Raw genomic sequence first — 26,172 nt, forward strand, 5'->3', positions numbered from 1 at the left:
CCTGCGCATGATCGCTGATCTCGGGAACGAGAAGCGCGCCCTGCGAGCCGAACTCCGGCAGCGGCGGCGCGCCCGGACCACGACGGAACGCGACGCGGACAGTGCGGCGCTCACCGCGACCCTGCAGCGCTTCGCCGAGGAGCGCCAGGTCACCTCGCTGGCGCTCTACCTGTCGGCGTCCGATGAGCCGAACGTCCGGCCGTTCCTGAACTGGGCGTTCGCGCACGACATCCGGGTGCTCCTGCCGGTCACGCGCGAGGACGGCCTGCTCGACTGGGCGGTCGGCGACGGTGAGAGCGAGACCGAGGGGATCTTCGGCATGCCCGAGGTCGTCGGCGAGGTCCTGTCCCCGATCGCCATCAACGACGTCGATGCGATCCTCGCCCCCGCGGCCGCGGTCGGGCACGACGGCGTCCGGATGGGTTGGGGGCGCGGCTACTACGACAAGACCCTCGGGTCCATGGCGAAGCGCCCGCCCGTCTATGCTGTGATCTTCGACGCGGAGTACCTCGACGAGGTCCCGCGCGAACCCCACGACGAACCCGTCGACGGCATCATCACGCCGTCGCGCATCATCACGTTCCGGAGCTGACGTGCCTACTTACTCGTACCGTTGCACCGAGTGCGACAACGCGTTCGACATCAAGCAGTCGTTCTCCGACGCCACCCTGACCGAGTGCCCGGTGTGCGGCGGTGTCCTGCGCAAGGTGTTCTCCCCCGTCGGCGTGACGTTCAACGGCGGCGGCTTCTACCGCACCGACTCCCGCCCGGCGCCGAAGTCCGAGGGCTCGTCGAGCACGCCGGCCAAGTCGGAGACGAAGTCCGCCCCGGCGAAGACCGAGTCGAAGCCGAGCACGCCGAAGCCCAGCGCCTCCTGACCACGAGCACTCCTCGCCGATAGGTTGATGGGGTCGCCGTCCGGCGACTGTCCTCGACCGGAAGGAGTCCCGTGAAGGGCTTCAAGGAGTTCCTGCTCCGCGGCAACGTCATCGACCTGGCCGTCGCAGTCGTCATCGGTGCTGCGTTCACCGCGATCGTCACCGCGATCGTCACCAGCCTCATCAACCCCCTGATCGGCGCGGTCTTCAACGCGTCGAGCCTCGACAAGGCGCTCGTCTGGTCCATCCCGACGGTGTCCGGCGGAAGCGCGAAGATCCTGTTCGGCGCGATCATCGGCGCGGTCATCAACTTCGTGATCGTCGCCGCGGTCGTGTACTTCGCCCTCGTCGTGCCCGTGAACCACCTGAAGAAGGTGGCGTTCGAGCGTGTCAAGAACGACGAGGAGCAGACCCCGCAGGACGTGCCCCCGACCGACGTCGAGGTGCTGCTCGAGATCCGCGACCTGCTGCGCTCCCAGAACGGCGTCTCCACGAGCACGGGAACCGGCGCGCACATCGCCCCGAACACCGCTCCCGAGGGACCCGGCATCGGCGGCTCGACGAAGCTTTAGCAGGGTCGTCCCCGCCGAAAGCGCCGCGATCGCGCCCCTCCACGGCCATCGCGCCCCGACTCTTCGGGGCGCGATGCCCGTTCGGGGGCGCGATCGTGCGCTACCGGCCGCAGCCGGCGTCACGCTGCGGCAGGGGGCGCGTCAGTCGGCCGTGACCGCTCGCCGCTTGGCGAACATCGCCGTCGCGTACTGGATACCCGCCAGGACGTGGCCCACGGTGCCGAGGTAGACGAAGACCAGTGCGACGACCCGCACCCACGGCGCGTTCTCGTCGACGGCGTGCACGGCCGCGAACAGCAGCACCGGCAGGCCCACGAAGAGCAGCGCGGAGCGGATCTTGCCGGTCCACGTGACGTCGAGGTCCGGGTTGCCGTGGAACAGCACGCTCGACAGCACCACCAGCACCAGGTCGACGAGCACGACGACGGCGACGACCCACCACGGCAGCAGGCCGGTCAGCACGAGCGACAGCACGATGGCGATGATGGCGAGTCGGTCGGCGACGGGGTCGATCGCCTTGCCGAGCTTCGAGCCCTGGTCGAACTTGCGCGCGATGAAGCCGTCCGCCCAGTCGCTCACGCCGATGACGACGAGTGCGACCAACGCCCAACCCGGGTGTCCGGCGACGACGAGCCACACGAAGACCGGGATCAGCAGCAGCCGGAACAGCGAGATCAGGTTCGGCCAGGTCTGCCAGTCGGGGCGCTCCCGCACGGTGTCAGTCATCGCAGGCCAGGCTACCTGCTACCAGTGGGGCGGGACGTCCGCCCGGAGACGGACATCGTTCTCGCCGGATCCGTGCCGCGCCGGCTCCGGCGCGGGGGTGGGGTCTGAACCCGGCACCGGCTGGGTGGTGACGCGTCTGCGGCGCCGCACCGGGCCTCCCGACAGGTCGTCCGTGGCGCGTTCCGGAGACGCTGACCGGACGGGAGGCGCGGCTGACGACGCGTCGTCGGCTCGCGTCCACGTGCCCACCAGCTGGTCCGTCTCCGGCGTCACCGGACCGGCGGGCCGGGAGGCCCGCCGACTCGGCCGAGGAGTCATCGGCGGGCGGGGATCGGCGGGATCGAGATCTCCTGCGTGGCGCCACGGTCGACACCGAGCACGGCGGCGACGGTGTTCGCGACACGGTCCGGGTCGGAGAACAGCTGGAACGCGTGCACGCGGACGTAGTGCCATCCGAGTCGGCGCAGGACCTCGGGGCGCAGGCGGAGTGACTCGCGCAGCGATCCCTTGACCAGCGACGCGTCGGTCTCGATCGTGACGCAGACCCCGCCGTGCGCGGCCACCAGGCCGAGCTTGCCGCGGTGTCCGAGCGCGACCGGGATGCCGCGCATCTCGAGTCGGCGGGCCAGGTCGACGAGCAGCGGGTCGGAGTCGTCCGGCACGTACTCGGCGGTGGTGCGCGCACGCACCTCGGCCAGGATCTCGGCGAGGGCGACGGTGCCGTGGCCCATGCGCTCGGCCTCGATGTCGGACGGCTGGAAGCACGTCACGATCACCATCGAGCGGCGCGCACGGGTCATCGCGACCGCGAGCAGCCGCTCGCCGCCGGGCTTGCCGAGCGGACCGAAGTCGCGCAGGACGCGGCCGTGCGGGGTGCGGCCGTAGCCGATGGAGAACACGACGCGGTCGCGGCTCTGCGCGACCGACTGCTCGAGCGTCGCCACGATGAACGGCTCAGCCCGATCGCCGATGACGAACTCGGTCAGGTCCTTGTGGCCCTGCGCCGCGGTCAGCACGGCCTGCTCGACGCGCACGGCGTGCTTCGCCGAGGCGGTGATGACCATGAGCGACTCGGACGGGCGGGTGCGGGCGTGGTCGATGACGAGGCGGACGACGCGGTCCACCTCGGCGTCGACGCTCTCGACGGCGCCGGACTCGGGGTCGGGCACGGCCTTGCCGTCGCTGACGTAGTCGAGCGCGATCGAGCCGTGCCCGAGGAACGAGCCGGCCCACGGCAGCGACTCGATCTTGCCGCCGTAGAAGCGACGGTTCACGAGCTCGGCCAGGTCCTCGCCGCCGGCGCGGTACGACCGCGAGAGCGAGAGGGTCGGCAGCAGCGTGGAGAGCTTCGCCAGGGCGGAGTCGGCGTGGAAGGCGTCGAGGGTGCCCTCGTCGACCTGCAGCGCACGGTGCTCGGGGTCGACGGCGATGCGGAACGGCGACGGCGTCTGCGTGACCGGGTCACCGAAGACGACGGTCTGGCGCGCACGACGGACGGCTCCGACGGTCTCGGCGATGGTCACGGCGCCGGCGTCGACCAGGATCACGGTGTCGAACGGCATCGTGTCGGCGATCTGCGAGACCTCGTACGGGCTCGCGAGCCACACGGGTGCGATCGACCGGGACAGGTGCGGTGCGGAGTCCTGGAGCAGCCGCGAGGTGATCGCACCCTCGCGCAGCTGGGTCTTCAGCGCCGTGGCCTCTTCCGGCCAGTCGACGAGTCCGACCTTCCAGTTCTCGGCGAGCTGCCACGCCAGGCCCTGGGAGACCCCGGCCGCGTGGGCGTCGTCGACGAGGCGGAAGTCGGCCTCGACCCGGTCGAGCATGTCGGTGTTCGCGCCGAGCAGGGCCCGGTCGGACTCGAGCATCGTCTCGAGCGCGGACTGCCACCAGGCGAGTTCGAGCTCGGCCGGCACCTGCAGGTCCGGCACGTGGCGGTTCGCCAGGTCGGTGATGAGCGGCTCGAGCTGCAGGTCGCGCAGGGTCTGCATGAGTTCGGTGCGCTCCTGCAGGTTGTGCAGGACGTCGGACTCGGCTGCGAGCTCGGCGATGGTGGGGACGAGCTGGTCGACCGGGGTGTTCGCGAGCTGCCGGTCGCGCTCGGTCCGGCCGAGCGGCTCGTCGAGGCGCGCGAGGTCCTCGGCGACGTTCGAGAACAGCACCTGCACGTCCGCGATGCCCGTGGGCACCTCGGGGTTCACGCCGGCGGCGACGTAGCGCTGCCACAGCACGCGCTGCTGCTGCACCCGGGTCAGGGCCTCGTGCAGGTCGGAGACGTGCACGCCGGGGCGGACGTACTCACGAGCGAGCTTCTTCAGACGACGGCGGTTCGTCGACGACATCGGAGCGCCCTCGCCACGCGGGGCCGTGGCGGCGACGAGCTCGGACACCGAGCGGTCGAAGACCACCGGCAGGAAGCGGTCGAGGGTGTCACGGATCTCGGTGAGCAGGCGCAGGTAGATGCCGAGCTCGTTGATCGTCGTGAACTGGCGCATGTGTGTCGAGCTCACCAGGTCGTGCGCCCGGCGGAGCAGCGTCGGCAGCCCGTCGGAGTCGAGGTCCTTCGCGATGCGGTGGGCGCGCTGGGCACCGTCGCTGGTGGAGAACTTCGCTCCGTACCAGGGCGAGTCGTCGGGGCCGTAGCGGAACTCACCGAGGTTGGCCGCGCTGACCATCGTCTCGGCGACGCGCGAACGCCCCTCGACCATGGACGCCACGGACTGCTTCGACAGCCGCGCGGTCGTCGAGGGCGGGACCGGCAGGAGCGACAGGCGCGAGAGCTCGACCAGGCAGTCGAGCACCGAGACGCCGAAGTCGGCGTCCTTGCGCGTGAGCGAACCGCGGTAGTCCTTCAGCACCTTGCGGAGCCGGACCAGGGCGTCGTCGACCTCGCGCAGGTTCGGACGGGCCGCCTTCTCGTTCCGGGCGATGGCACGGACGACGTCACGGCGCAGGGTCGACGGTGTGACCGCGACGCCGGGCAGCTGGACCTCGCCGAAGCGCGCCGCGATGCCCCGCAGGGTCGCACGGCGCGGGCTCACCACGAGGACGCGCTTGTTCGCGGCGACCAGGCCGCCCAGGGCGTTCACGATCGTCTGGGTGCCGCCGGTGCCGGGCAGGGTCTTGACGACGATGGAGTTGCCGGCCGCGATCTGCGCGATCACGTTCTCCTGCTCGTCGTCGGCGTCGAGCAGCAGCGTGTCGGTCTCCGGGCTGCGCTCGTCCGACGGGGTCTGCTCGACCGGGTGGTACGACTGCTCGACCTGCCACTTGGCGCTCGGGTTGCCGGCCAGGGCGTCGAGCACGGGGTGGGACAGGTCGCCGGTGTCCTCGACCAGACCGGTCGCGACCTCGGCGAACGTGGAGACCACGAGCCGGGCGTGCACGGAGAAGCCGGGGATGTGCGCGGTCAGGCCACGCAGGCGGTCGATGACGGGGTTCGGGGTGAACGAGCCGTCCTGCTGCGCGAGCGCCACGAAGGACTGCGCGTCGAGGATGACGCCGAACTGCTCGTGCAGGGCGTCGGCGAGACCCGGGTTGAGCACGGGTTCGCCGAGGAGCCGGACCTCGAAGTCACGGCCGTGGCGGCGGATCGCCAGCGGGCGCAGGAGCACCGGGCCGCGGAACTGCTCGTCGCCGTGCTTCCAGTCGGCCATGCCGATGCCGAGCTTCACGGCGTCGATCCCGCGCACGGTGGCGAGCTCGGTGCCCTTCGCCTCGACCTGGCCGGCGGCGACGCGGGCGGCACGGAGCGCCACCTCGTCGCGGATCAGGCTGGACAGCAGGGTGGTCTTGCCGGTGATGAACTGGGCGAGGCCGCCCGGGTGCGTCGTCGACAGTTCGATGCGCGCGCGGGGGTGGTCGCTGAAGTGGGTGAGCGGGCTCGTTCCGCCGACGCCGGTGAGCTGGCCGCGCCAGCCGTCCCACGTCGGTTCGGCCGCGTTGCCCGCCTGCAGCCGGGGATCGCCGAGGCTGATCGCCTGCGGGCTGGTCAGCTGCAGTTCCGGGCGGAGCGTGCGGTCCGGTTCGTCGTCGGTCCGGTCCTCGTCCACGTCCTGCTGCTCGTCTCGGTCGTCTGGCTCGTCGCGGTGGTCGCGGTGGTCGCGCTGACCGCGGTCGTCTCGCTCGTCGTCGGGGCGCTCGTGGGCACCCTCGACGGGGACGTCGTCGTTCACGTCGTCCTCACCGTCGGTCACCCTGTCCGCTCGCCACACATCCGACACTGTAGGCGGGAACGAGCGCCCTCTCTGGCAATGAACCGAGGTTTCGGGGTTTCCGGTGCACGGTGAAGCGCTCAGGGTCCGCGCCCGACGCGCCCGATGTGGTACCAACGGGGCATGGCCATCGACGACCGCACCACCCCGTCCGCCCCCACGCCGAACCGGCGTCGATCGGTCCCCGCCGAGATCTCCCGCTCGTGGCTGCTCGTCTCCGGCACCGCGACCGACCGGTTCGAGAAGTCCCAGCGGTCCCGCGCCGACCAGATCATCCTGGACATCGAGGACGCCGTCGACCCCGCCGCCAAGCCCTCGGCTCGGCAGGGCGTCGCCGCGTGGCTGGCCGGAGGCGGCGAGGCCTGGGTCCGGATCAACGACGTCACGACCGACTTCTGGGCCGACGACGTCGAAGAACTCCGCGGCCTGCCCGGACTGCAGGGCGTGATGCTCGCGAAGACCGAGTCCCCGGCCCAGGTCACCGACACGTGGCACCGGCTCGGCGGCCACACCCCGGTGATCGCCCTGGTCGAGTCGGCGCTCGGCATCGAGGAGTCCGTCTCGATCGCGCGGGCGCAGGGCGCGTTCCGGCTGGCGTTCGGCTCCGGCGACTACCGCCGCGACACCGGCACGAGCGCCGACACCCTGGCGATGGCGTACCCGCGGTCGAAGCTCGTCGTCGCCTCGCGCGTCGGCGACCTGCCCGGCCCGATCGACGGCCCGACGGTGGGGTCGTCGCACCCGATCCTGCGCGAGCAGTCCCAGGTCGCGGTGTCACTCGGCCTGACCGGCAAGCTCTGCCTGGACACCGAGCAGCTGCCCGTCATCAACGAGGTCATCTCCCCCACGCCGACCGACGTCGCCTGGGCGCAGGACTTCCTCGACGACTTCGAGGCCCGCGGCAAGGTCATCCGCGACGGTTCCGACCTGCCCCGCCTGGGTCGGGCGCAGAAGATCCAGCGGCTCGCACAGGCGTTCGGCGTGGAAGCGCGGTAGGACTGCTCCCATGACCTGGTCCAACGTCCCCGGCGGTCCGCCGCAGTCCTCGCCCGGCCCCCAGGACCCGCAGCGCGCGGCCTGGGAGCGCAGCGGCACCACGTTGTTCCCGCCGGCGAAGCTCGCCGACCGGATCTCCACCGTGCTGCTGCTGGCCTTCGGCGCCGTGATGACCATCGTCACCGCCGTCGTCGGCATCATCGCGGTCATCTCGGCGACCGCGACCTGCGATGCCTCGGCCGGGTGCTCGCCCGGCGGGTACATCGGCGGCACGGCCATCGCGGTCGGCGGCGCGTTCGTGATCGGCGTCGCCACGATCGTGCTGGCGATCGGCGCGTGGATCCGTCGGAAGTCGTCGTGGTGGATCGCCGCGGTCGGCTTCGTGCTCGCGATCGCCGTCATCACGTGGGGTGGGGTCGTCTTCGCGAACGCCGCCGACGACGAGACCGCGTCGTCCTCGGTGTCCGCGAGCGCCTAGCGCCGTCGCGCACCACTTCTCCGACAGGACACGAGGTGATCACCTCGTGTCCTGTCGCGTCGTGCGTGCGCACAGTGCGCGGGTCCGACAGGGCGTAGCGTCCACGGCATGGTGACGGTGTCGCGGACGACGGTCGCGGTGGTCGGTGGTGGCCCCGCCGGGGTCGTCCTCGGTCTGCTGCTCGCCCGGGCCGGCATCGCGGTGCGCGTCATCGAGCAGCACGACGACTTCAACCGGGACTTCCGCGGCGACACCGTGCACGCCTCGACGATCCGGCTGCTCGACGAGCTCGGCCTCGGCGAGCGCTTCCGGGCCCTGCCGCAGTCACGGCTCGACGACTTCTCCCTGCCCATGCCCGACGGGTCACGGCTGCTGCTCGGCGACTTCTCGCGGCTCGCTCCTCCGTACGACCACGTGGCGATGGTGCCGCAGTGGGACCTGCTCGACCTGCTCGTGACCGCTGCCCGGCAGGAACCGTCGTTCGACATCGCGATGGGCCGCGCGGCGACCGGGCTCATCGAGGAGAACGGTGCGGTCACCGGGGTCCACCTCCGCCGGCGCGACGGCAGCGGCGAACCCGAGGAGCTCCGCGCCGACGTCGTGATCGCGTGCGACGGACGGAACTCGGTCCTGCGCCGGGCAGCAGGGCTCGTGCCACGGGCGTTCCCGGTGCCGTTCGACACCTGGTGGTTCCGGCTCCCCCGTCGGTCGGGCGACGCGGCGAGCGCCCTGACCCCCGCGTTCTCGGGCAACGACGTGCTGCTGAGCTTCCCGCGGCCCGACTACCACCAGGTCGCGTACTTCGCTCCGAAGGGCTCGGACGCGGCGCTGCGGGCTGAGGGGATCGACGCCTTCCGGGAGCGGGTGGCGCGGCTCCGTCCGGACTTCGCCGACCGGGTCGACGCGATCGGGTCGATGGACGACGTGCACGTGCTCGACGTCCGGATGGACCGGTTGCGGCGGTGGTGGCGGCCGGGGCTGCTGTGCATCGGCGACGCGGCGCACGCGATGTCGCCCGCGGGCGGGGTGGGGATCAACCTGGCGGTGCAGGACGCCGTGGCGACCGCGGGGATCCTGGTCCCGTCGTTGCGGCACGGGCTCCGAGGTGCAGGGCTGGACGGTGCGTTGGCCGCGGTGCAACGCCGCCGGAGGCCGCCGGCAGTGATCGTCCAGTCGGCGCAGGCCGTGCTGCACCGCGTCGTGTTCGAGCGGGCCTTCGCCGGACGACTGCAGGACGGGCCACCGCTACTGCCCGTGCTGCTCGCCCGGTACGTGCCGCCGTCGCGGGGTCTCTACGCCCGGGGCATCGCGTTCGGGCCGCTTCCGGAGCACGCGCCGAGCTGGGCGCGCCGCTGAACGGAGCGGGCGCGGTGGACGGGACCGGACGGCGGACGGGAGGCGCGGGGCGGAGCCGCCACGGGCCTCCCGGTCGGCGGGCGGTCACCACCACTGCGCGACGCACCCTGTGCGCGACTGCGCACCCCCGGCGCATGCTGGGGCCATGAAGCAACGAGTCATCGGAGACGTGTCGGTCAGCGCCATCGGTCTGGGCGGGATGCCCATGTCGATCGAGGGGCGCCCCGACGAACGACAGTCCATCGCGACCATCCACGCCGCGCTCGAGAACGGTGTCACGCTCATCGACACCGCCGACGCGTACCACCTGGCCGCCCACGACGAGGTGGGGCACAACGAGGAGCTCATCGCCCGGGCGGTCCGCGAGTTCCACGGCGACACCGAGTCGATCCTCATCGCCACGAAGGGCGGACACCTGCGACCGGAAGCCGGCGCCTGGGCGCAGAACGGCCACCCGGAGTACCTGAAGCAGGCGGCGAAGGCGTCGGCGAAGCGCCTCGGCGTCGAGGCGATCGGCCTGTACCAGTTCCACCGTCCGGACCCCGCTGTCCCCTACGCCGAATCCGTCGGCGCGCTCGGCGAGCTGCTCGACGAGGGCGTCATCCGGATGGCCGGCATCTCGAACGCAGACCCCGACCAGATCCGGACGGCGAACGAGGTCCTCGACGGACGACTCGCCTCGGTGCAGAACCAGTTCTCGCCGAAGTTCCGGTCGAGCGAGCCGGAACTCGAGCTCTGCGACGAGCTCGGGATCGCGTTCCTGCCGTGGAGCCCGCTCGGTGGCATCGCGAACGCCGCCGACCTCGGCACCGCCTACGAGGACTTCGCGTACATCGCACGCGACCGTGGCGTGACCCCGCAGGTCATCGCGCTCGCGTGGGAGCTGCAGAAGAGCGACGTCGTCGTCCCGATCCCCGGGGCGTCGCGGCCGCAGTCGATCCTCAACTCGCTGACCGCACCGACCGTGAAGCTGCGGCCGGAGGACGTCGCCCGTCTGGACGCGTCGCAGCCGGCGGCCGTCTGAGGCGGCGTCGTCCTGCCGCTCCACGGCGCGTGGCGACGCCCCGCAGTTCCGGTCGGAGCTGCGGGGCGTCGTGGTGTCGGGGCCGGGTGTGGCGACTAGTTGCTCGGGCAGACCGCCGAGACCTCGTTGAGCGAGGACTGCACGTCGGTCTGGGCGTCCTTCGCCTCGGCGGAGTCGCTCGAGCCGCTGGAGGTGAGCGCCGAGGCGTACGCCTTCGCGTCCTCGGTGAAGTCCTCGAAGGCGTCGTGGACGTCGTCGTTGGTGACCTTCGGCAGCGCGGCGTCGAGACGGTCGGTGAACTCGCCGACCAGCTTCGCCCGCGCAGCGGGGTCCGCCGGCGCCGAGGACGACGTCTGCTCGGCGATGAACGACTTGAGCTCGTTCTCGACCAGGGCGCACGCCTCGGCCTTGGTCTGCGTGGGAGCGGCGGCCGAGGTCTTCGACGGGGCGGACGTCTTCGACGTCTCCGTCGAGGCGCCGTCGTCGGACGAGCCGCCGTCGCTGGACGAGCCGCCGGAGCAGCCCGCCAGCAGCGCCACGGCGACGAGCGCCGTGGTCACCGCGGTGAGGGTGCGGCGCATCAGGAGTTGCACTCCTTCTGGAAGGCGTTGCCGGCGTCCTGCACCTTGGTGCTGGACTTCGTGAGCGCCGAGACGTCCGCCGACTGCGGGTCCTTCGCGATGTCCTCGATCTGGTCGACGAGGTCGCCGTAGGCGTCCTCGAACGCCTCGCCCTTGTCCTGCAGGGCGTCGTCGGACAGGTCGTCGACGCCGTCGGAGATCTTCTCGTCGAGCTCCTTGAGCTTCGTGACGGCGGCGTCCGGGTCGGACTGCAGGTTCGCGGCTTCGGACTGCACGCCCTCGGCGGCGGACTTGACCGTCTTCTCGAACTGGGTGCACTGGTCGGCCTTCGACGGCCCGGTCGAGCAACCGGCGAGCAGGGTGAGCGCGAGGCCGGCGGTGGCGAGCGCGATGAGCTTGTTCTTCGGCATGGTGGAGAGTCCCCCTCGATCGGTCCGCACTCCCCCGGATGAGGTGCAGATCCGTCATCGAGCGTACATGGGGCACTCACAGGATGACCGGCTGCCCGGCGTACCGTCGAGGGCATGCGCGCCATCACGTTCGACGACACCGCCATGTCCGTGACCGACCTGCCCGACCCGGTGCCCGCCGCGGGCGAGGTGCTCATCGAGGTCGCCGCCGCCGGGGTGAACAACGCCGACCTGCAGCAGCGCGCGGGGAACTACCCGCCGCCGCCCGGGGCCTCGGAGATCCTCGGGCTCGAGGTCTCCGGCACCGTCCGGGCACTCGGCGACGGCGTGACCTCGGTGGCCGTCGGCGACCGCGTGTGCGCCCTGCTGTCCGGCGGCGGCTACGCCTCGCTCGTCGTGGCTCCCGCGACGCAGGTGCTGCCGGTCCCCGACGCGGTCGACCTGGTCGAGGCTGCCGGCCTGCCCGAAGCCGCCTGCACCGTATACTCGAACATCGGCATGCTCGCCGGACTCCGCCCCGGGCAGACCCTGCTCGTGCACGGTGGCACCGGCGGCATGGGCTCGCACGCCGTCCTGTGGGCGAAGGCCCTCGGTGCCACGGTGATCGCGACGAGCGGCGGTGACCGCAAGGTCCAGGCGTCGCGTGACCTGGGTGCCGATCTGGTGGTCGACCACCGCACCGAGGACTTCGTCGAGCGCGTCCTCGCGTTCACGGACGGCGTCGGGGTCGACGTGGTGCTCGACGTCGTCGGACCGTCGTACCTGGCGCGGAACCTGCAGGCCCTCGCACCCAACGGGCACATCGCCGTCATCGCCTCGGGCAGCGGCAGCACCGCCGAGCTCGACCTCGGTGCGCTGATGCGGAAGCGGGCGTCGATCAGCGGGACGACCCTGCGCGCCCGGCCGCTCGCCGAGAAGGCCGCGATCGTCGCCGCCGTCCGTGAGCACGTCTGGCCCTTCGTCGCCGACGGCAGCGTCCGCCCGGTCATCGACACCGTCCTGCCGCTCGCCGAGGTCGAGGAGGCGCACCGGAAGGTCCGCGACGGCGAGGTCGTCGGGAAGGTGCTGCTGACGCTCTAGGCGCGTGGGCGGGCTGCGCCCGGGTGCCCTGCACCCGGGTGCCCTGCGCCCGGGTGCCCTGCGCCCGGGTGCGCTGCGCCCGGGTCTGCCGCGCTCGGCCGCACCAGGTCGAGTACCTGCCCGCACTTCGCGCCGAACGTCGCACGGAGCAGGTCCGCCGCGTCGCGGTCCTCGTCGAACCGTGCGGGCATGTCGATCGCGAGCATGATCGCGAAGATCATCCCGCTGCCGAGGAAGCCCTGCACCTGGTCGTCCGGGATCCCCGCCTCGTCCCGCAGGAACCGGTAGATCTCGAGGAAGCCGTCGCGTGCGGCCGCACCGATCGCAGGCTCGGCACCGGAGACGAACCCCTGCAGCAGCACGGTGTGCAGGCCCTGCTCGGCAGCGAGGTCGACGAACTGCTCACCGATGACGTGCGCGGGCACGTCGTCCGGGCCGAGGGTCGTCAGGGTCTCGCGCCAGGCGTCGAGCAGGATGCCGAGCGTGTCGCGGAAGACCTCGAGGAACAGCGCTTCCTTCGACCCGAACATCCGGACGACGTACGGCTGGCTGATGCCCGCCGCCGAGGCGATCTGGTCGGTGGTGGTGCCGTGGTAGCCCTGGCGGCCGAACACCCCGCGTGCGGCTTCGAGGATCATCGCGCGACGCTGCGCTGCCGGCATCCGGACCGCTGTCTCCGCGCTCATGGTTGACAGGTTATCAGTCGATTACTACAGTCCGTCGAGACAAGTAATCATCGGATTACCAACGACTGGAGACACCATGTCCCGACGCATCCCCGTGTGGCTCGCGATCGCCGCCGCGTCCCTCCCGATGTTCATGGCGACGCTCGACAACCTCGTCGTCACCAGCGCACTCCCCGCCGTGCACGCCGACCTCGGCGCCTCGGTCGAGGAGCTGCAGTGGATCACCAACGCCTACACGCTCGCCTTCGCCGCCCTGATGCTGCTGGCCGTCGGCCTCGGCGACCGCATCGGCCGCCGCCACCTGTTCATCGCCGGCATCGGCGTCTTCACCGTCTCATCGGCCTTCGCCGCGATGAGCACCGACCCGACCGCCCTCATCGTCTGGCGCGCGGTCGAGGGGGCCGGCGCCGCGGCGATCATGCCCCTGTCGCTGACCCTGCTCGTCGGCAGCGTCCCGGACCGCCTGCGGACCGTGGGCATCGGCGTCTGGGGCGGCATCTCCGGCCTCGGCGTCGCGCTCGGCCCGCTCATCGGCGGAGCCGTCGTCGAGAGCTGGAGCTGGGAGGCGATCTTCTGGCTCAACGTCCCCGTCGGCGTGATCGCGATCCCGCTCGCCCTGTTCGCCCTGCCGAACACCCGTGGCGCCCGGGTCCGGACCGACGTCCTCGGCGTCGTGTTCGCGGGTCTCGGGGTGCTCGGCGTCGTGTTCGGCATCGTCCGCGGCAACGACGCGGGCTGGACGAGCACCGAGGTGCTGGTCGGCCTCATCGGTGGCGGTGCACTGCTCGTCGCGTTCGTCGTCCGCCAGGCCACGACGGCCGCACCGCTCCTGCCGCTCCGGTTCTTCCGCGACCGCAGCTTCACCCTCGCCAACCTCGTCGCCATGACCTTCTCGTTCGGCGCGTTCGGGTCGGTCTTCATCCTGATCCAGTTCCTGCAGGTGGTGCAGGGCCGGTCACCGCTCGAGGCCGGCGTCTGGACGATGCCGTGGACGCTCGCACCGATGATCGTCGCGCCGCTCGCCGGGATCATCGCACCACGGGTCGGCACCCGGGTGCTCATCGCCGGCGGCATGGCGTTCCTGTCCGCCGGACTGTTCTGGATCGCCGCCACGATGTCCGCCGACGTCACCTTCACCGGCCTCCTGCCCGGCTTCCTGCTCGCCGGCATCGGCATGGGCGCCGTGTTCGGGCCGATCTCGACCGCCGTGCTCGCGCGGATGCCGCAGGACGACCACGCGAAGGCCTCCGGCGCGAACTCCACCCTGCGCGAGATCGGCGTCGCACTCGGCATCGCGGTGCTCACCGCCGTGTTCACCGGTGCCGGCGGCCAGCTCACGCCCACCGGTTACGTCGACGCGGCACAGCCCGCCGTGCTGGTCGGAGCGGCCGTCGTCGCAGCCTCGGCACTCGTCGCCGTGTTCCTGCCGGCAGGTCGCGGATCCCACGTCCCCGACGTGGTCGCCGATGATGCTCGGGAGGCGCGCCCCACGCCCGCCGTCCCGGCTCCCGTCGCGTAAGCGCCCGGTCTGGTCCTAGGCGTGGACGCGGGAGAGGAACTCGACCAGCGCCGGGTGCTGCGGGGCGTCGAGGACCTCGGCGGGGACGCCCTGCTCGACGACCTCTCCCCGGTGCAGGAACACGATCCGGTCGGCCACGTTCCGCGCGAAGTGCATCTCGTGCGTGGTCATCAGGATCGTCGACCCCTGCCGCTTCAGCTCGGTGACCAGGTCGAGCACCTCGCCGACGAGCTGGGGGTCGAGGGCGCTCGTGACCTCGTCGAGCAGCAGGAGCTCGGGGTCGGACGCGATCGCCCGGACGATGGCCACACGCTGCTGCTGGCCGCCGGAGAGCCGGTCCGGGTAGGCATCGGCGAACTCCGCGAGCCCGATCCGTTCGAGCAGCCGACGCGCGGTCGCCTCGGCCTCGGCCCGGCCGACGCCGTGCACCTGCCGCGAAGCGAGTGTCACATTGTCGAGCACGCGCATGTGCGGGAACAGGTTGAACTGCTGGAAGACCACGCCGATCCGCGCCCGGACGCCGTCGACGGCGATGCGGGGATCGGCGATGTCGGTCCCCTGCAGCAGGATCTCGCCGTCGTCGATGCCCTCGAGCAGGTTCACCGTCTTGAGCAGGGTCGACTTGCCCGAGCCGGACGCCCCGATGACGCAGATGACCTCGTGGCGGTGCAGCGTCAGGTCGATGCCGCGCAGGACCTCGTGCTCGCCGAAGGCCTTGCGCAACCCGCGCAGCTCGAGGACCGCAGCGTCCGCACCCGACGCACCACGGGCCTCCTGGCCGACCTCGCTCATACGGTCCCTCCGATCTGCTCGCGCCGCTGCTGGCGGCGCGCGATCGCGTCCGTGACGCGGATCAGCGGCAGGCTGATCACCACGAACAGCAGCCCCGCGACGAAGTACGGCGTGAAGTTGTAGGTCTCCGCCTGCGCGATCTGCGCCGAACGGACCGCGTCGACCGCGCCGAGGATCGACACCAGGCCGACGTCCTTCTGCATCGAGACGAAGTCGTTCATCAGTGCCGGTGTCACCTTGCGGATCGCCTGCGGCAGCACCACGAGTCGCAGCGTCTTGGCGTGCGAGAGCCCGAGCGACCGTGCGGCCAGACGTTGCGAGGGGTGCACGGCCTCCATGCCGGCACGCAGGACCTCAGCGATGTACGACGAGTACGTCAGGACGATCGCGATGGTGCCCCAGACCTCGGCGGGCAGCCGCGGGAACACCCCGAGACCGGGGATCCCGTAGCCGACCAGGTACAGCACGATGATGAGCGGCAGGCCGCGGAACAGGTCCGTGTACCCGGTCGCGAGCATCCGCAGCGGGAAGAAGACCGGGTTCCGCAGACCCCGCACCACTGCGAGCAGGGTGCCGAACACGGCGACGCCGATGGCGCTGAAGAACAGGATCCGGACGTTCAGCCAGAGCCCCAGCAGGATGTCCGGGAACGTGTCGATCGCGGTCTGCGGGTCGAAGAACGACTGCTGGACCGCTGCCCAGCCGGGGGTGTTCACGACGCCGAAGTAGGCGATCGCGATCACCACGAGCGTCGACACCACCGACACCACGATCGACCGGCGTCCGCGCTGCCGACGGTAGAGCCGACGTTCGAGCTCGACCTGGCTCGGCGCGGCTGCGGCGACCGGGGTCCCGGCGCCTGCTGGCACGGTCATGCGGTTACTTCAGGACCGGGGTGTTGGTCTCCGAGGAGAGCCACTTGGTCTGCAGGTCCTCGAGCGTGCCGTCGTCCGTCAGCGACTTGAGCGCCTTGTCGACCTTGCTCGTGAGCTCCGAGCCCTTCGGCAGGACGAAACCGAACTGGTCGCCCGTGCCGTCGGACGGGAACTGCGCCGACACCGTGCCGTCGTCGAGCTGCGCTGCGGCCATGTAGAACGCCGTCGGCAGGTCGGTGACGATCGCGTCGATCTGGCCCGACTTCAGTGCGAGGACGGCGTCGTCGTTCGAGTTGAAGACCTGCGGGGTGATCCCGAGCACGCTCTTCACGCTCGCGATCGACGTGGACCCGGTGGCGACGCCGATGGCGTCCTTCTTGAGCGCGGCGATGCTCGTGTCGTCGACGGCCTTCGAGGTGCTGGTCGTCACCACGGCCTGCGTCGTCGTGTAGTACGCGCTCGACATGTCGACGGCCTTCTTGCGCTTCGCGTCGATCGAGAACTGCTGGACGTTGAGGTCCCAGTCCTTCGGACCCGGTGCGATCGCGCTGTCGAAGGTGCTGCGCTTCCACACGACGTCGGACTTGGCGTAGCCCATCTCCTTCGCGACCGCGTAGGCGACGGCGGACTCGAAGCCCTTGCCGGACTCCGGCTTGTTGTCCTCGATCCACGGCGAGTATGCCGGCTCACCGGTGGCGACCGTCAGCTTGCCGTCGGTGACGGTGCCGTCTTCGTTGCTGCCGCTGCCGGCGGCGCACGACGTCAGGGCGAGGGCGGCGACCGCGGCTGTTGCGACGGCGAGGGTGAGGCGGAGGGATCGGGTCACGGTCGGGCCTTCGTGCGAGGGGGGGGGTGGGGGCAGGTCGAAGTGTACTTCGCGGTGGGATACCAACGCGACTCCGGGCGCTCCTCGTGACCCGGTCTCGTGTCACACACCAGTCGACGGGTCGACGTCTGGCTGGTAATCTGGCGACGCGGGCTGAACCGAGCGCATGCTCGGCTGAGGTCTGAGATCAAGGGGCGTCCCAGCACGGGGCGCCCCCTTTCTGTTCTCGGGACGCTCCCGAACGCGATCACGGCCAGACGACGATGGCGTCGCGCCGAGCGTTCGTCACCTCGGTGCGCCAGACGGGCCGCAGCTCGTCCCACATCGTCTCGTCGCAGACGCTGCCGCTCTTCGGGCCAGGCGACTGGAACCGCCGGAACCCCGCGTACGCGACCAGGTCGGCCGCCTGGACGAAGTAGGACGACGCCGAGTCACGAGGGACCGGATCCTCGACGAGCAGCGGCGCGCTGACACGAGAACCCCCCTGGTGCGAAGCTGTGCCGCCGGAAGCGCCGGTGGATCGCGCGGACCGTCGCGTCGTCGCCCGCGTCGTGCACGAGGATGATCGGCTTGCCGGATTGCTCGGACCGGATCCGGAGACGCTGGAGCAGGTAGGTCCAAGCCCGGTCCTCGGGCCGGTAGTCCATCGGCCGGGCTTCCTTGTCGATGACGATGGCGAAGACCCCGGAGGCCACGACGCTCAGCGCACCGAGCGATCTGCGGAACACGTCGCGACGCTGGCCGTCACCGAGCCCGAGGTGGCGGAGGTCCCCTCGCCCGCGCAGGAGCACGTTCGCCTTGAGCTCATGGCGGAGGAGGATGCCGTACGTGTCCCGGATCTCGCGACGGACCCCCGACAGCCAGTCGAGACGATCGGTCCAGTCACCGCCAGGGACGAGCACGCATCCCAGCGTGTAGGTGCGCGTCGCGCCCGGGGACACAGCCGGATCCCCCTTGTCACCGGTCTCGTCCACGTACGCGAACTCGAACGGAGCGTCGAGCGCCGCACGGGCGAGGGCGGGAACGCGACCGGACTCCATCCGACCAACATACCAATGTGGTACGTCAGTCGGCCATCGTGAAGTCCTCGAACGAGAAGCCCGGCGACACCAGGCAGCTCAGCAGCACCTCGCCGTCGTTCGGGATCGTCCGCTGCCACACGCCGCCGCGCACGAACGCCTGTGCGTCGTTCACCCGGTCACGTCCGGCGTCGGGCCCGAGGGTGATCCGCGCGCCGGGCTCGGGAGCATCGCCGGAGCCGCCGAGTTCGAGCTCCACGGTGTCCGGACCGTGCCACATCCAGATCTCGTCGCTCGTCACCCGGTGCCAGGCCGAGGCCTCGCCCGGGGGCAGCAGGAAGTGGATCAGGGTCGCGGCGGGGCGGTCCCCCGCGGGCGTCGTCACCGTGGCCGGCGAGGTCCAGGTGCGGACGTACCAACCGCCCTCGGGGTGCGGTTCCATGCCGAGGGCGATGGCGCGCTTCGGCACGTCGAGCCACTCGATCAGTTCGCCGTCGACGGTGCGACGGGCGGCCATGCCGGGGCGGGGTGCGGTCTCGGTCATGATTCCTCCACAGGGATGACAGGGCGAGCGGGGCGGTCGGGCGACGACGTGGGCACGCCGGTCAGTGCTCCGTCGACGGCGCGGACGACCCCACGGATGACGGTCGCGGACGCACGCCCGGCCCCGTCCTCGACGAGCTCGGCGAGTGCGTCGGGCACGGTGCGGGCATCGACGTCGAAGACGGCCAGGTCGGCGCGGGCCCCCACGGCGAGGTGGCCGATGCGGTCCGGCCCGACGGCGAGTCCCATGGCGTGCGCACCACCGAGCGTCGCCGCAGACAGGAGCCGCTCGTGCAGGTCCCGGTGCCCGTAGCCCTGGGCACGGGCGATCCGGTGCAACGCCGTGACGTCGGCCATCAGGTCGAGGGACGGTGACGACGACAGCGAGTCGGTGCCGATGGCGATCGGGCTGCCCTCGCGCAGGTAGTCGGCGACGGGAGGCGGGTCGAGGCCGATGACGGCGTTCGACCGCGGGCACAGTGCGACTGCGGTGCCGCGAGCGCGCAGGAGCGCCCGGTCGGCAGCGGTCATGTACACGCCGTGCGCGATGTGGCAGTCCGGGCCGAGCACCCCGAGCCGGTCGACGAACGCGGTGGCGCTCGCCCCGAACCCGAGTGCCCGGAGCGCCCGGAACGAGGGCACGTTCGCCAGGTGCCAGTCGTTGCCGTGGCCGACGCCGTCGACGCCGTCGAGTCCGGGGACCGGTCCGAGGGCGATGCGCTCACCTTCGAAGGCGGCCTCGCCGAGGTGCAGGTGCAGGCGGAGCCCACGCTGCCGGACGATGTCGGGGAGTTCGAGGAGGGGCGCGACCTCGAGCGAGTACGGCGCATGCGGCGACAGACCGGCGCCGGGGTTCGTCGGGATCCGGGCGAGTTCGTCGAGCACCTGGTCGCGGCCGTGCGACTGCCAGGCGTCGTTCTCCCAGTCCATCACCTCCCAGTAGGCGATGCCGCCGAGCCCGGCATCCTCGAGCGCGGTGGAGGCCTCGATGTCGGTGACGATGTCCGCGATGCTCGTGACGCCCCCGCGGATCGAGGCGGCGGCACCAGCGGCTGCTTCGGCCCGCCAGTCGTGCGGTTCGGCGTAGTCCTGGTTGAACGCGGACGCCCAGTCCTCGAAACCGTTGTACTGGCCTCGGCCGACACTGGCCATGCCGGTGTACTGCAGGTGCGAGTGCGCGTTGACGAGGCCCGGCAGGAGGGCTCCGCGCCACTGCCGTTCGGTGAACGTCGCACCCGAGCCGGCGAGCTGGTCGACGACCCAGGACCGGTCGCCGACGTGCAGGATGCGGCCGTCCTGCACGGCGACGGCACCGTCGGCGATCGGGGGCGCGGTCATCGGCACGACGACGCGCGCCGAGTGCACGACGACGGAGTGGTCGGCACGCGGGTGCGTGGCGGTCGGGTGCGAGTCGCTCGGGTGCGCAGCGCTCATGCGGGGTCTCCGAAACGACGCGTCCGGACGTCCGGCTCGCGGTCCGCAGGGTGTTCGGCTGGAAGGCCGGGAGGAACAGGGCGCGCTCCGAACGCGGCGAGCGCCACGCGGGCGGTCGCGTCGTCGACCGCGGGATCGATGGGCACGACAGCTCGCTCCAGTTCGTCGCCGCGCTCCAGCAGCATGCGGACGGCCCCGAGCTGCGCGGCGAAGGACAGGTCCATGATCTCGATCGGGTTGCCCTCGGCCGCGGTGATGTTGATGCAGCCGCCGCGGTCGAGCACGATCGGTCCGCCCTCGGCGTCGGGGAACACGAGGCGCTCGGCCTTCGGACCCACTGGCCGCAGTCCGGCTCCGGCGGCGCGGGCGTCGTCGAGCGCGACCTCGTGGTCGACCCCACCCGCGACGGCGACGACGGCCCCGTCCGCGCACGAGCGCAGCACGCGCAGGTCGATGGTGTCGGCGACCCCGGTGGCGCTCACCACGAGGTCGGCGTCCTGCACGGCCTCGGCGAGCGGCGCGACGGCGTGGCCGGCGAACAGCGCCTGCAGGGCGCGCACCGGGTCGGTCTCGGCGACCGTGACCCGGAAACCGAGGGCGGTGAGCACCAACGCGACCCCCTCGCCGACGTGCCCGAACCCGGCGACGACCGCCGCGCCTCCCGAGATCGCTCGGTGCGTACCGGACGGGAGCCCGTCGACCAGGTCGAGCATCGCGAACACCGTCGACTGCCCGGTGCCGTACCGGTTGTCGAAGAACGTCTTGGTGCGGGCGTCGTTGACGGCGACCACGGGGATGCCGAGCTCGCCCCGCGACGCCATCACGCGCAGGGGTCGGAGGCCGCTCGTGGTCTCCTCTGCCGCGCCGAGCATCGTCGGCAGCAGGTCCGGACGCTCCTGGTGGGCGAGCCGGATGACGTGGGAACCGTCGTCGAGCAGGATGTGCGGGCGGGTGTCGAGCATCGCGAGGGCGAGCGACTTCTGCTCCGGCAGCGAGGCCGCGCTGCTCGCGTGCACCGTGAGACCAGCTGCCCGGAGCGACGCGGCCACGGCGTCGTCGGTCTCGTCGGCGTGCGCGTAGACGACGACCTCCGCACCGGCGTCGCGGAGGAGCAGGCTCAGCACCGCCGTCTTCGGCTCGAGGAACATCGCGACGCCGATGCGGGTGCCGCGGAGCAGTCCACCGTCGCGGAGTTCGGCGGCGACCGCGCGCGAGACGGGCATCGAGCGTCGCGCCCAGCGCAGCCGGGCGTCGGCGGCCGGGTCGTCCTCGGGGTCGCGGCCGGTGGAGACCAGGAAGACGTCGTCGGAGAGCATCGGGACGCCGAGCACGCCCGGGCGGGCGGTGACTACGGGGCCGAAGGCGTCCTCGTCGACCGCGGGCAGGTGCCGGCCGGCGTCGATCACGATGAGCGTGGCGCCGCGGGGGCGGTCGGCCTCGCGCTCGATGACGGGGGTGGAGTCCTCGGGGGAACCGAGGCACCAGAGCTGGTCGATCGGTTCGTGCTCCGCGGCCGGGCGCGCACCGAGGCCGGTCAGCAGGCCGTGCAGCGCCGACGCGTCGCGGAGGTCGCCACCGACGATGCGGAACCGACGGGCCGCGACGAGCAGGTTCGTGACCGCGGCGAAGCGCCGGACGGCCGCCGACGCCCAGGATCGCGTCTCGGGGTCGGGTCCTGGCGGCATGCCCCAATCGTAGGGAATGCGCGGGGGTCCGCCGACGTACTCTCTGGGCATGAGCGATGCATCCACGACCGAAGTGTTCGACAAGGTGACGATGTTCGGTGCGGACTGGTGCCGCGACTGCCGCCGGTCCAAGGCGCTGCTCGACACCCTCGGCGTCGACTACGAGTACGTCGACGTCGAGCAGGACCTGTCGGCGGCCGACCGTGCCGAGGCGATCAGCGGGCGGAAGAACATCCCCGTCGTGGTGCTGCCGAACGGCAAGCACTTCGTCGAGCCGTCGGACGCCGAGCTGCGCGCCGAGCTCGAGGCCTCCGGCGCCGTCTGAGCTGTGGGCGGCTCGGCCGGCCGGCCGGCCGCTTCCGCGAAAGCGACAGTCTGTCGCCGAACATCGGCGGCAGTCTGTCGCGCTGGCGGCACCGACCGTGCGACGGGACGAGATCTGTCGCCTTCGCGGGATGCTCTGGGATCAACCCGGCCAGGAGGCGCGGTGCGCGCCCGACGCGCACCGTGCCTCCCGGCCGTGGTCGCGCCCAGAGCCCATCTGTCGTCGTCGGGCGCGCTGGCGCTTCGCGCTTTCGCGAAAGCGACAGTGTGCCGCCGAACATCGGCGGCACACTGTCGCTCTGGCGGACCGGACCGGCAGGTGCGGCGACTTCTGTCGCTTTCGCACCAAGCACATCGAGCACCGGGCGGACATCGGATGAATCGGGCATCATGAGGGCGTGATCATCGACGCTCACCACCACCTCTGGGACCCCGCCGACCGGCCGTACCCCTGGATGGACGACTCCGTCGCCCCGATCCGCCGCCGGTTCGACGTGGATGACCTCCGCGCAGCGACGCAGGACACCGGCGTGACGCGGACCATCGTCGTGCAGGCCGTGCACGATTCCGACGAGACGGCCTGGCTCCTCGAGCAGCCCCGACCGGTCGCGGGCGTCGTCGGCTGGGTGGACCTGACCGCGCCGGACGTGGCGGACCGGATCGCCGCCGTCCGTGCGCTCCCCGGCGGTGATCGCCTTGTCGGCATCCGGCACCTGGCACAGGACGAGCCGGACCCCGGCTGGCTCGGCCGCCCCGACGTCGCCCGCGGGGTGCGAGCCCTCGCCGGTGCCGGCCTGGTGTTCGACTTGCTCGTCCGCGCCCGAGAGCACTCGGCCGCGCTGGCCCTGGTCGACGCCGTCCCCGACGCATCGTTCGTGCTGGACCACGCCGGCAAACCATCGATCGACACGGGTGACCTGGCCTGGCCCGGACGGATGGCCGACTTCGCTGCACGCCCGAACGTCACGTGCAAGGTCTCCGGCCTGCTCACCGAGGCCGGACCGGACTGGCGCGACCGCCCGGTCGACCGGTACGTCCGCGAGGTCGTGGAGCAGTTCGGCCCCGAGCGGTCGTTGTTCGGCTCGGACTGGCCGGTGTCGACCCTGGCGACCGAGTACGCGGCGGTCGTGCAGCGGACGACGGACGCACTCGCCGACCTGTCGACGACCGAGCACGACGCCGTCTTCGGCGGAACCGCGGAGCGCATCTACCTTGTCCCGAGGACCACGCAGACATAGGATGTTTCTGGCTGCACTGGCGCAGCCGGAAAGCGAGGAACGATGCAGTTCGCACGACTCGGCCCGGCGGGGAGCGAGATCCCCGTGGCCATCGACACCGACGGCGAGGTCTTCGACCTCCGCTCGATCACCAGTGACATCAGCGGGTCCTTCCTGGCCTCGGACCCGGTCGGCCGCGTCGACCACGCCCGCAGCGCCGGCGACCTGACGATCATCGGCCGGGACCGGGCCGACGGCATGCGGCGCGGGGCACCGATCGCCCGCCCCGGCAAGGTCGTCTGCATCGGCCTGAACTACCGCGACCACGCCGCCGAGACCGGCGCCGACATCCCCACCGAACCGATCGTGTTCATGAAGGACCCGATGACGGTGATCGGCCCCGACGACGAGGTCCTGATCCCCCGGAACAGCACGAAGACCGACTGGGAGATCGAGCTCGCGATCGTCATCGGCCGCACGGCCCGGTACTGCGAGACCGATGCGGAGGCCGAGGCGTCCATCGCGGGCTACGCCATCGCGAACGACGTGTCCGAGCGGGAGTTCCAGCTCGAACGCGGTGGACAGTGGGACAAGGGGAAGTCCTGCGAGACCTTCAACCCGCTCGGACCGTGGCTGGTGACGCCCGGGTCGCTCGCCGCCGCCGGCCTCGACCCCGCGGCACTCGCGCTCCGGCTGGCCGTCAACGGCGAGGTCCGGCAGGACGGCACCACCGCCGACATGATCTTCCGTCCTGTGGAGATCGTCCGGTACCTGTCGCAGTTCATGGTGCTGTACCCCGGCGACGTCGTCAGCACGGGGACCCCGGCGGGCGTCGCGCTGGCCGGACACGCGCCCTACCTGCAGCCCGGCGACGTCGTCGAGCTCACCGCCGACGGGCTCGGCTCGCAGCGCCAGACGGTCGGAGCAGCCTGATGGCGGACGCAACCGGCAGCGCCGGCAGCACCGGCAGCACCGGCAGCACCGGCGGCGCTCGCAGCGCTGCCAGCCACGACGGCGTCCGGGCCATCGTCACCGGGGGCGCGTCCGGCATCGGCGCGGCGATCGCCGCCGCCCTGCAGGACCGCGGTGCCACGGTCGCCGTGCTCGACCTCCAGCCGTCGACCGCCGAGGGGTTCGTCTCCATCACGTGCGACGTCAGCGACGACGCCTCGGTCCGCACCGCCGTCGCCACCGCCGTCGAGCAGCTCGGCGGCCTCGACGTCCTGGTCAACAACGCCGGCATCGGCGCCCAGGGCACGGTCGAGGACAACGACGACGACGAGTGGCGACGCGTGTACGAGGTCAACGTCCTCGGCGCCGTCCGGCTGTCGCGGGCTGCGCTCCCCCACCTGCGGGCGTCGGGCAACGCGAGCATCGTGAACACCTGCTCGATCGCCGCCACCGCAGGGCTGCCCCAGCGGGCGCTGTACTCGGCGACCAAGGGTGCGATCGCCGCCCTGACCCGCGCGATGGCCGCCGACCACATCCGCGAGGGCATCCGGGTCAACGCCGTCAACCCCGGCACGGCCGACACCCCGTGGGTCGCGCGGTTGCTGTCCACGGCGGGCGACCCGGCCGCCGAGCGCGCTGCCCTCGAGGCCCGGCAGCCGCACGGTCGGCTCGTGCAGGCGGAGGAGGTCGCCGAGGCGGTCGCCTACCTGACGAGCCCGCTCGCCCGGTCCACGACGGGCGTCGACCTGGCCGTCGACGGCGGGATGCAGGCCCTCCGGCTGCGGCCCGCCTGATGGTCCGGCCGTGACGACCGGGAGGCCCGGCTATCGTCGACCTGTCGGCTCGCGTCCGCGAGCGGGCCGGGATCAGGAGGTGGTGACGTGGCGTCACTGACCGACGATGCGATCGCACGCATCCAGCAGATGATCGTGAGCGGTGAGCTCCAACCCGGGCAGCGCCTCCCGCCCGAGAAGGAGCTGAGCGAGTCGCTCGGCCTGTCGCGGAACAGCCTGCGCGAGGCGGTGAAGGCCCTCGAACTCATCCGCGTGCTCGACGTCCGTCGTGGCGACGGCACCTACGTGACGTCGCTGGAACCGGGCGTCCTGCTCGAGGCCGTGTCGTTCGTCGTCGACATGCACCACGACCGGTCCCTCGTCGACCTGCTCGAGGTCCGCCGCATCCTCGAGCCCGCGTCCGCCGTCCTGGCGACCGCGCGGGCCTCGGAGCAGCAGATCGACGAGCTCGCCACGCTGATGCAGTCCGTCGGTGAGGACACCGGTGTCGAGGACCTCGTCGCGCACGACCTGCTGTTCCACTCGACCATCGCGGGCATCGGCGGCAACCAGTACCTGTCCGGACTGCTCGACGCCCTGTCGAGCAAGACCGTGCGGGTGCGGGTCTGGCGGGGGCTGACGCAGAACGGTTCGGTGCAGCGCACCCTCGACGAGCACGCCGCCATCGTGGACGCCATCCGACGCCGGGATCCGCAGCTCGTGCAGGCGCTCGTGGTGTCGCACGTCGAGGGCGTCGAGCGCTGGTTGCGGCGTTCCCTCGACTGAACCCGAGAACGCGTGCAGCCGGGTGGGTGTTGTGTCGGTCGTCGGCCCTGACTCCGGCAACCATGCCGCGGCAACCGCACCCACGAGGAGGAAACCGTGCTCGGTCTCATCATCAGCTTGATCATCGTCGGACTCATCGCCGGCGCCATCGCCCGGCTCGTCGTCCCCGGCAAGCAGCACATCTCGATCCCCATGACCATCCTGCTGGGCATCATCGGCTCGTTCGTGGGCGGGTTCCTCGGGTTCCTGATCTTCCAGCACGACCCGATGGACGGCTTCTTCCAGCCGGCCGGCATCATCGGTTCGATCATCGGCGCCATCATCGTGCTGATCATCTACATCCGCTTCTCGGGTCGCAGCGCGAAGACCCGCTAGGCACCAGCACCCCCGCCGGAACCAGGTTCCGGACACAGCACCGCGGAAACGC

Annotated in this window: 27 protein-coding genes; 15 read left to right on the plus strand and 12 right to left on the minus strand. The window is 71.6% G+C overall.

Translation table 11 applies throughout. The annotated features are described in order from the left end of the window. The first annotated feature begins 7 nt into the window (after positions 1 to 7). The 3 genes from EDF33_RS00150 to mscL all read left to right on the plus strand — a co-directional run bounded on the left by EDF33_RS00150 (position 8) and on the right by mscL (position 1,450). Complete coding sequence (locus EDF33_RS00150) at positions 8 to 592, plus strand: 5-formyltetrahydrofolate cyclo-ligase (protein ID WP_132099020.1); 585 nt, start codon at positions 8 to 10, stop codon at positions 590 to 592. 1 nt (position 593) lies between these two features. Continuing rightward, the gene (locus tag EDF33_RS00155; protein ID WP_131921874.1) at positions 594 to 878 is read left to right on the plus strand and encodes an FmdB family zinc ribbon protein; all 285 of its coding nucleotides are present in this window, start codon (positions 594 to 596) and stop codon (positions 876 to 878) included. Between the two features lie 71 nt (positions 879 to 949). After that, complete coding sequence (gene mscL, locus EDF33_RS00160) at positions 950 to 1,450, plus strand: large conductance mechanosensitive channel protein MscL (protein WP_123293361.1); 501 nt, start codon at positions 950 to 952, stop codon at positions 1,448 to 1,450. Positions 1,451 to 1,591: 141 nt separating this feature from the next. Here mscL and EDF33_RS00165 read toward each other — a convergent pair whose 3' ends face one another. After that, a complete protein-coding gene (locus EDF33_RS00165) occupies positions 1,592 to 2,176 on the minus strand; it encodes a CDP-alcohol phosphatidyltransferase family protein (RefSeq protein WP_132099021.1) in 585 nt (194 codons plus the stop codon). A 314-nt stretch (positions 2,177 to 2,490) separates the two neighbouring features. Then, complete coding sequence (locus EDF33_RS00170) at positions 2,491 to 6,372, minus strand: ATP-binding protein (RefSeq protein WP_132099022.1); 3,882 nt, start codon at positions 6,370 to 6,372, stop codon at positions 2,491 to 2,493. Positions 6,373 to 6,513: 141 nt separating this feature from the next. Here EDF33_RS00170 and EDF33_RS00175 point away from each other — a divergent pair, with 141 nt between their 5' ends. The 4 genes from EDF33_RS00175 to EDF33_RS00190 all read left to right on the plus strand — a co-directional run bounded on the left by EDF33_RS00175 (position 6,514) and on the right by EDF33_RS00190 (position 10,244). After that, positions 6,514 to 7,386 carry a CoA ester lyase gene (locus EDF33_RS00175; RefSeq protein ID WP_132099023.1) on the plus strand — a complete coding sequence of 291 codons (873 nt, stop codon included), beginning with the start codon at positions 6,514 to 6,516 and terminating at the stop codon, positions 7,384 to 7,386. A 10-nt stretch (positions 7,387 to 7,396) separates the two neighbouring features. Continuing rightward, positions 7,397 to 7,864, plus strand: coding sequence for a DUF6264 family protein (locus tag EDF33_RS00180; RefSeq protein WP_111086304.1), 468 nt, complete (start codon positions 7,397 to 7,399; stop codon positions 7,862 to 7,864). A gap of 108 nt (positions 7,865 to 7,972) precedes the next feature. After that, positions 7,973 to 9,220, plus strand: coding sequence for an FAD-dependent oxidoreductase (locus EDF33_RS00185; RefSeq protein WP_132099024.1), 1,248 nt, complete (start codon positions 7,973 to 7,975; stop codon positions 9,218 to 9,220). A 145-nt stretch (positions 9,221 to 9,365) separates the two neighbouring features. Continuing rightward, on the plus strand, positions 9,366 to 10,244 hold the full coding sequence (locus EDF33_RS00190) for an aldo/keto reductase (protein WP_123312106.1): 879 nt from the start codon (positions 9,366 to 9,368) through the stop codon (positions 10,242 to 10,244). 95 nt (positions 10,245 to 10,339) lie between these two features. Here EDF33_RS00190 and EDF33_RS00195 read toward each other — a convergent pair whose 3' ends face one another. Together EDF33_RS00195 and EDF33_RS00200 are read right to left on the minus strand one after the other, a co-directional pair. Beyond that, complete coding sequence (locus EDF33_RS00195; RefSeq protein WP_132099025.1) at positions 10,340 to 10,825, minus strand: hypothetical protein; 486 nt, start codon at positions 10,823 to 10,825, stop codon at positions 10,340 to 10,342. After that, on the minus strand, positions 10,825 to 11,235 hold the full coding sequence (locus tag EDF33_RS00200; RefSeq protein ID WP_123293354.1) for a hypothetical protein: 411 nt from the start codon (positions 11,233 to 11,235) through the stop codon (positions 10,825 to 10,827). Before EDF33_RS00200 ends, EDF33_RS00195 begins: the two co-directional genes overlap by 1 nt. Positions 11,236 to 11,349: 114 nt before the next feature. Between EDF33_RS00200 and EDF33_RS00205 the strand changes: the two genes are divergently transcribed. Beyond that, a complete protein-coding gene (locus EDF33_RS00205; RefSeq protein ID WP_132099026.1) occupies positions 11,350 to 12,315 on the plus strand; it encodes an NAD(P)H-quinone oxidoreductase in 966 nt (321 codons plus the stop codon). On the opposite strand, the gene EDF33_RS20350 is transcribed toward EDF33_RS00205, so the two are convergent. Then, on the minus strand, positions 12,312 to 13,001 hold the full coding sequence (locus EDF33_RS20350) for a TetR/AcrR family transcriptional regulator (protein WP_132099027.1): 690 nt from the start codon (positions 12,999 to 13,001) through the stop codon (positions 12,312 to 12,314). The genes EDF33_RS00205 and EDF33_RS20350 overlap by 4 nt on opposite strands. Before the next feature lie 76 nt (positions 13,002 to 13,077). On the opposite strand from EDF33_RS20350, the gene EDF33_RS00215 reads away from it, so the two are divergent. Continuing rightward, positions 13,078 to 14,520 (plus strand): DHA2 family efflux MFS transporter permease subunit, encoded by a 1,443-nt coding sequence (locus tag EDF33_RS00215; RefSeq protein WP_123936817.1) that lies wholly within the window; start codon positions 13,078 to 13,080, stop codon positions 14,518 to 14,520. A gap of 15 nt (positions 14,521 to 14,535) precedes the next feature. Here the strand turns inward: EDF33_RS00215 and EDF33_RS00220 are convergent, their stop codons facing one another. The 7 genes from EDF33_RS00220 to EDF33_RS00250 form a co-directional block, all read right to left on the minus strand. Further along, entirely contained in the window at positions 14,536 to 15,312 is a 777-nt protein-coding gene (locus tag EDF33_RS00220) for an amino acid ABC transporter ATP-binding protein (RefSeq protein ID WP_123340816.1), read from the minus strand. Continuing rightward, positions 15,309 to 16,187 (minus strand): amino acid ABC transporter permease, encoded by an 879-nt coding sequence (locus EDF33_RS00225; RefSeq protein WP_131877411.1) that lies wholly within the window; start codon positions 16,185 to 16,187, stop codon positions 15,309 to 15,311. Before EDF33_RS00225 ends, EDF33_RS00220 begins: the two co-directional genes overlap by 4 nt. 4 nt (positions 16,188 to 16,191) lie before the next feature. After that, positions 16,192 to 17,013, minus strand: coding sequence for an ABC transporter substrate-binding protein (locus EDF33_RS00230; protein ID WP_132099028.1), 822 nt, complete (start codon positions 17,011 to 17,013; stop codon positions 16,192 to 16,194). 431 nt (positions 17,014 to 17,444) lie between these two features. Beyond that, positions 17,445 to 18,053: a hypothetical protein gene (locus EDF33_RS00235; protein ID WP_132099029.1), complete on the minus strand. Its 609-nt coding sequence runs from the start codon at positions 18,051 to 18,053 to the stop codon at positions 17,445 to 17,447. A 25-nt stretch (positions 18,054 to 18,078) separates the two neighbouring features. Next, positions 18,079 to 18,576 carry a cupin domain-containing protein gene (locus EDF33_RS00240; protein WP_235035774.1) on the minus strand — a complete coding sequence of 166 codons (498 nt, stop codon included), beginning with the start codon at positions 18,574 to 18,576 and terminating at the stop codon, positions 18,079 to 18,081. Then, entirely contained in the window at positions 18,573 to 20,009 is a 1,437-nt protein-coding gene (locus tag EDF33_RS00245) for an amidohydrolase family protein (RefSeq protein ID WP_347812759.1), read from the minus strand. The genes EDF33_RS00240 and EDF33_RS00245 overlap by 4 nt, the downstream gene beginning before the upstream one ends. Further along, positions 20,006 to 21,694 (minus strand): adenosylhomocysteinase, encoded by a 1,689-nt coding sequence (locus EDF33_RS00250; protein ID WP_165901126.1) that lies wholly within the window; start codon positions 21,692 to 21,694, stop codon positions 20,006 to 20,008. The genes EDF33_RS00245 and EDF33_RS00250 overlap by 4 nt, the downstream gene beginning before the upstream one ends. A gap of 49 nt (positions 21,695 to 21,743) precedes the next feature. On the opposite strand from EDF33_RS00250, the gene EDF33_RS00255 reads away from it, so the two are divergent. The 6 genes from EDF33_RS00255 to EDF33_RS00280 all read left to right on the plus strand — a co-directional run bounded on the left by EDF33_RS00255 (position 21,744) and on the right by EDF33_RS00280 (position 26,120). Continuing rightward, complete coding sequence (locus tag EDF33_RS00255) at positions 21,744 to 22,019, plus strand: glutaredoxin domain-containing protein (protein ID WP_123340820.1); 276 nt, start codon at positions 21,744 to 21,746, stop codon at positions 22,017 to 22,019. Between the two features lie 397 nt (positions 22,020 to 22,416). Next, positions 22,417 to 23,256: an amidohydrolase family protein gene (locus tag EDF33_RS00260; RefSeq protein ID WP_132099030.1), complete on the plus strand. Its 840-nt coding sequence runs from the start codon at positions 22,417 to 22,419 to the stop codon at positions 23,254 to 23,256. Positions 23,257 to 23,298: 42 nt separating this feature from the next. After that, complete coding sequence (locus tag EDF33_RS00265) at positions 23,299 to 24,168, plus strand: fumarylacetoacetate hydrolase family protein (RefSeq protein WP_132099031.1); 870 nt, start codon at positions 23,299 to 23,301, stop codon at positions 24,166 to 24,168. Beyond that, positions 24,168 to 24,980 carry an SDR family oxidoreductase gene (locus tag EDF33_RS00270; RefSeq protein WP_132099032.1) on the plus strand — a complete coding sequence of 271 codons (813 nt, stop codon included), beginning with the start codon at positions 24,168 to 24,170 and terminating at the stop codon, positions 24,978 to 24,980. The genes EDF33_RS00265 and EDF33_RS00270 overlap by 1 nt, the downstream gene beginning before the upstream one ends. An 87-nt stretch (positions 24,981 to 25,067) precedes the next feature. Continuing rightward, positions 25,068 to 25,745: a FadR/GntR family transcriptional regulator gene (locus tag EDF33_RS00275; RefSeq protein WP_111086323.1), complete on the plus strand. Its 678-nt coding sequence runs from the start codon at positions 25,068 to 25,070 to the stop codon at positions 25,743 to 25,745. 96 nt (positions 25,746 to 25,841) lie between these two features. Then, a complete protein-coding gene (locus tag EDF33_RS00280; protein ID WP_123936825.1) occupies positions 25,842 to 26,120 on the plus strand; it encodes a GlsB/YeaQ/YmgE family stress response membrane protein in 279 nt (92 codons plus the stop codon). Positions 26,121 to 26,172: the final 52 nt, after the last annotated feature.

The sequence above is a fragment of the Curtobacterium sp. PhB146 genome (assembly GCF_004342995.1).
Lineage (GTDB): Bacteria > Actinomycetota > Actinomycetes > Actinomycetales > Microbacteriaceae > Curtobacterium.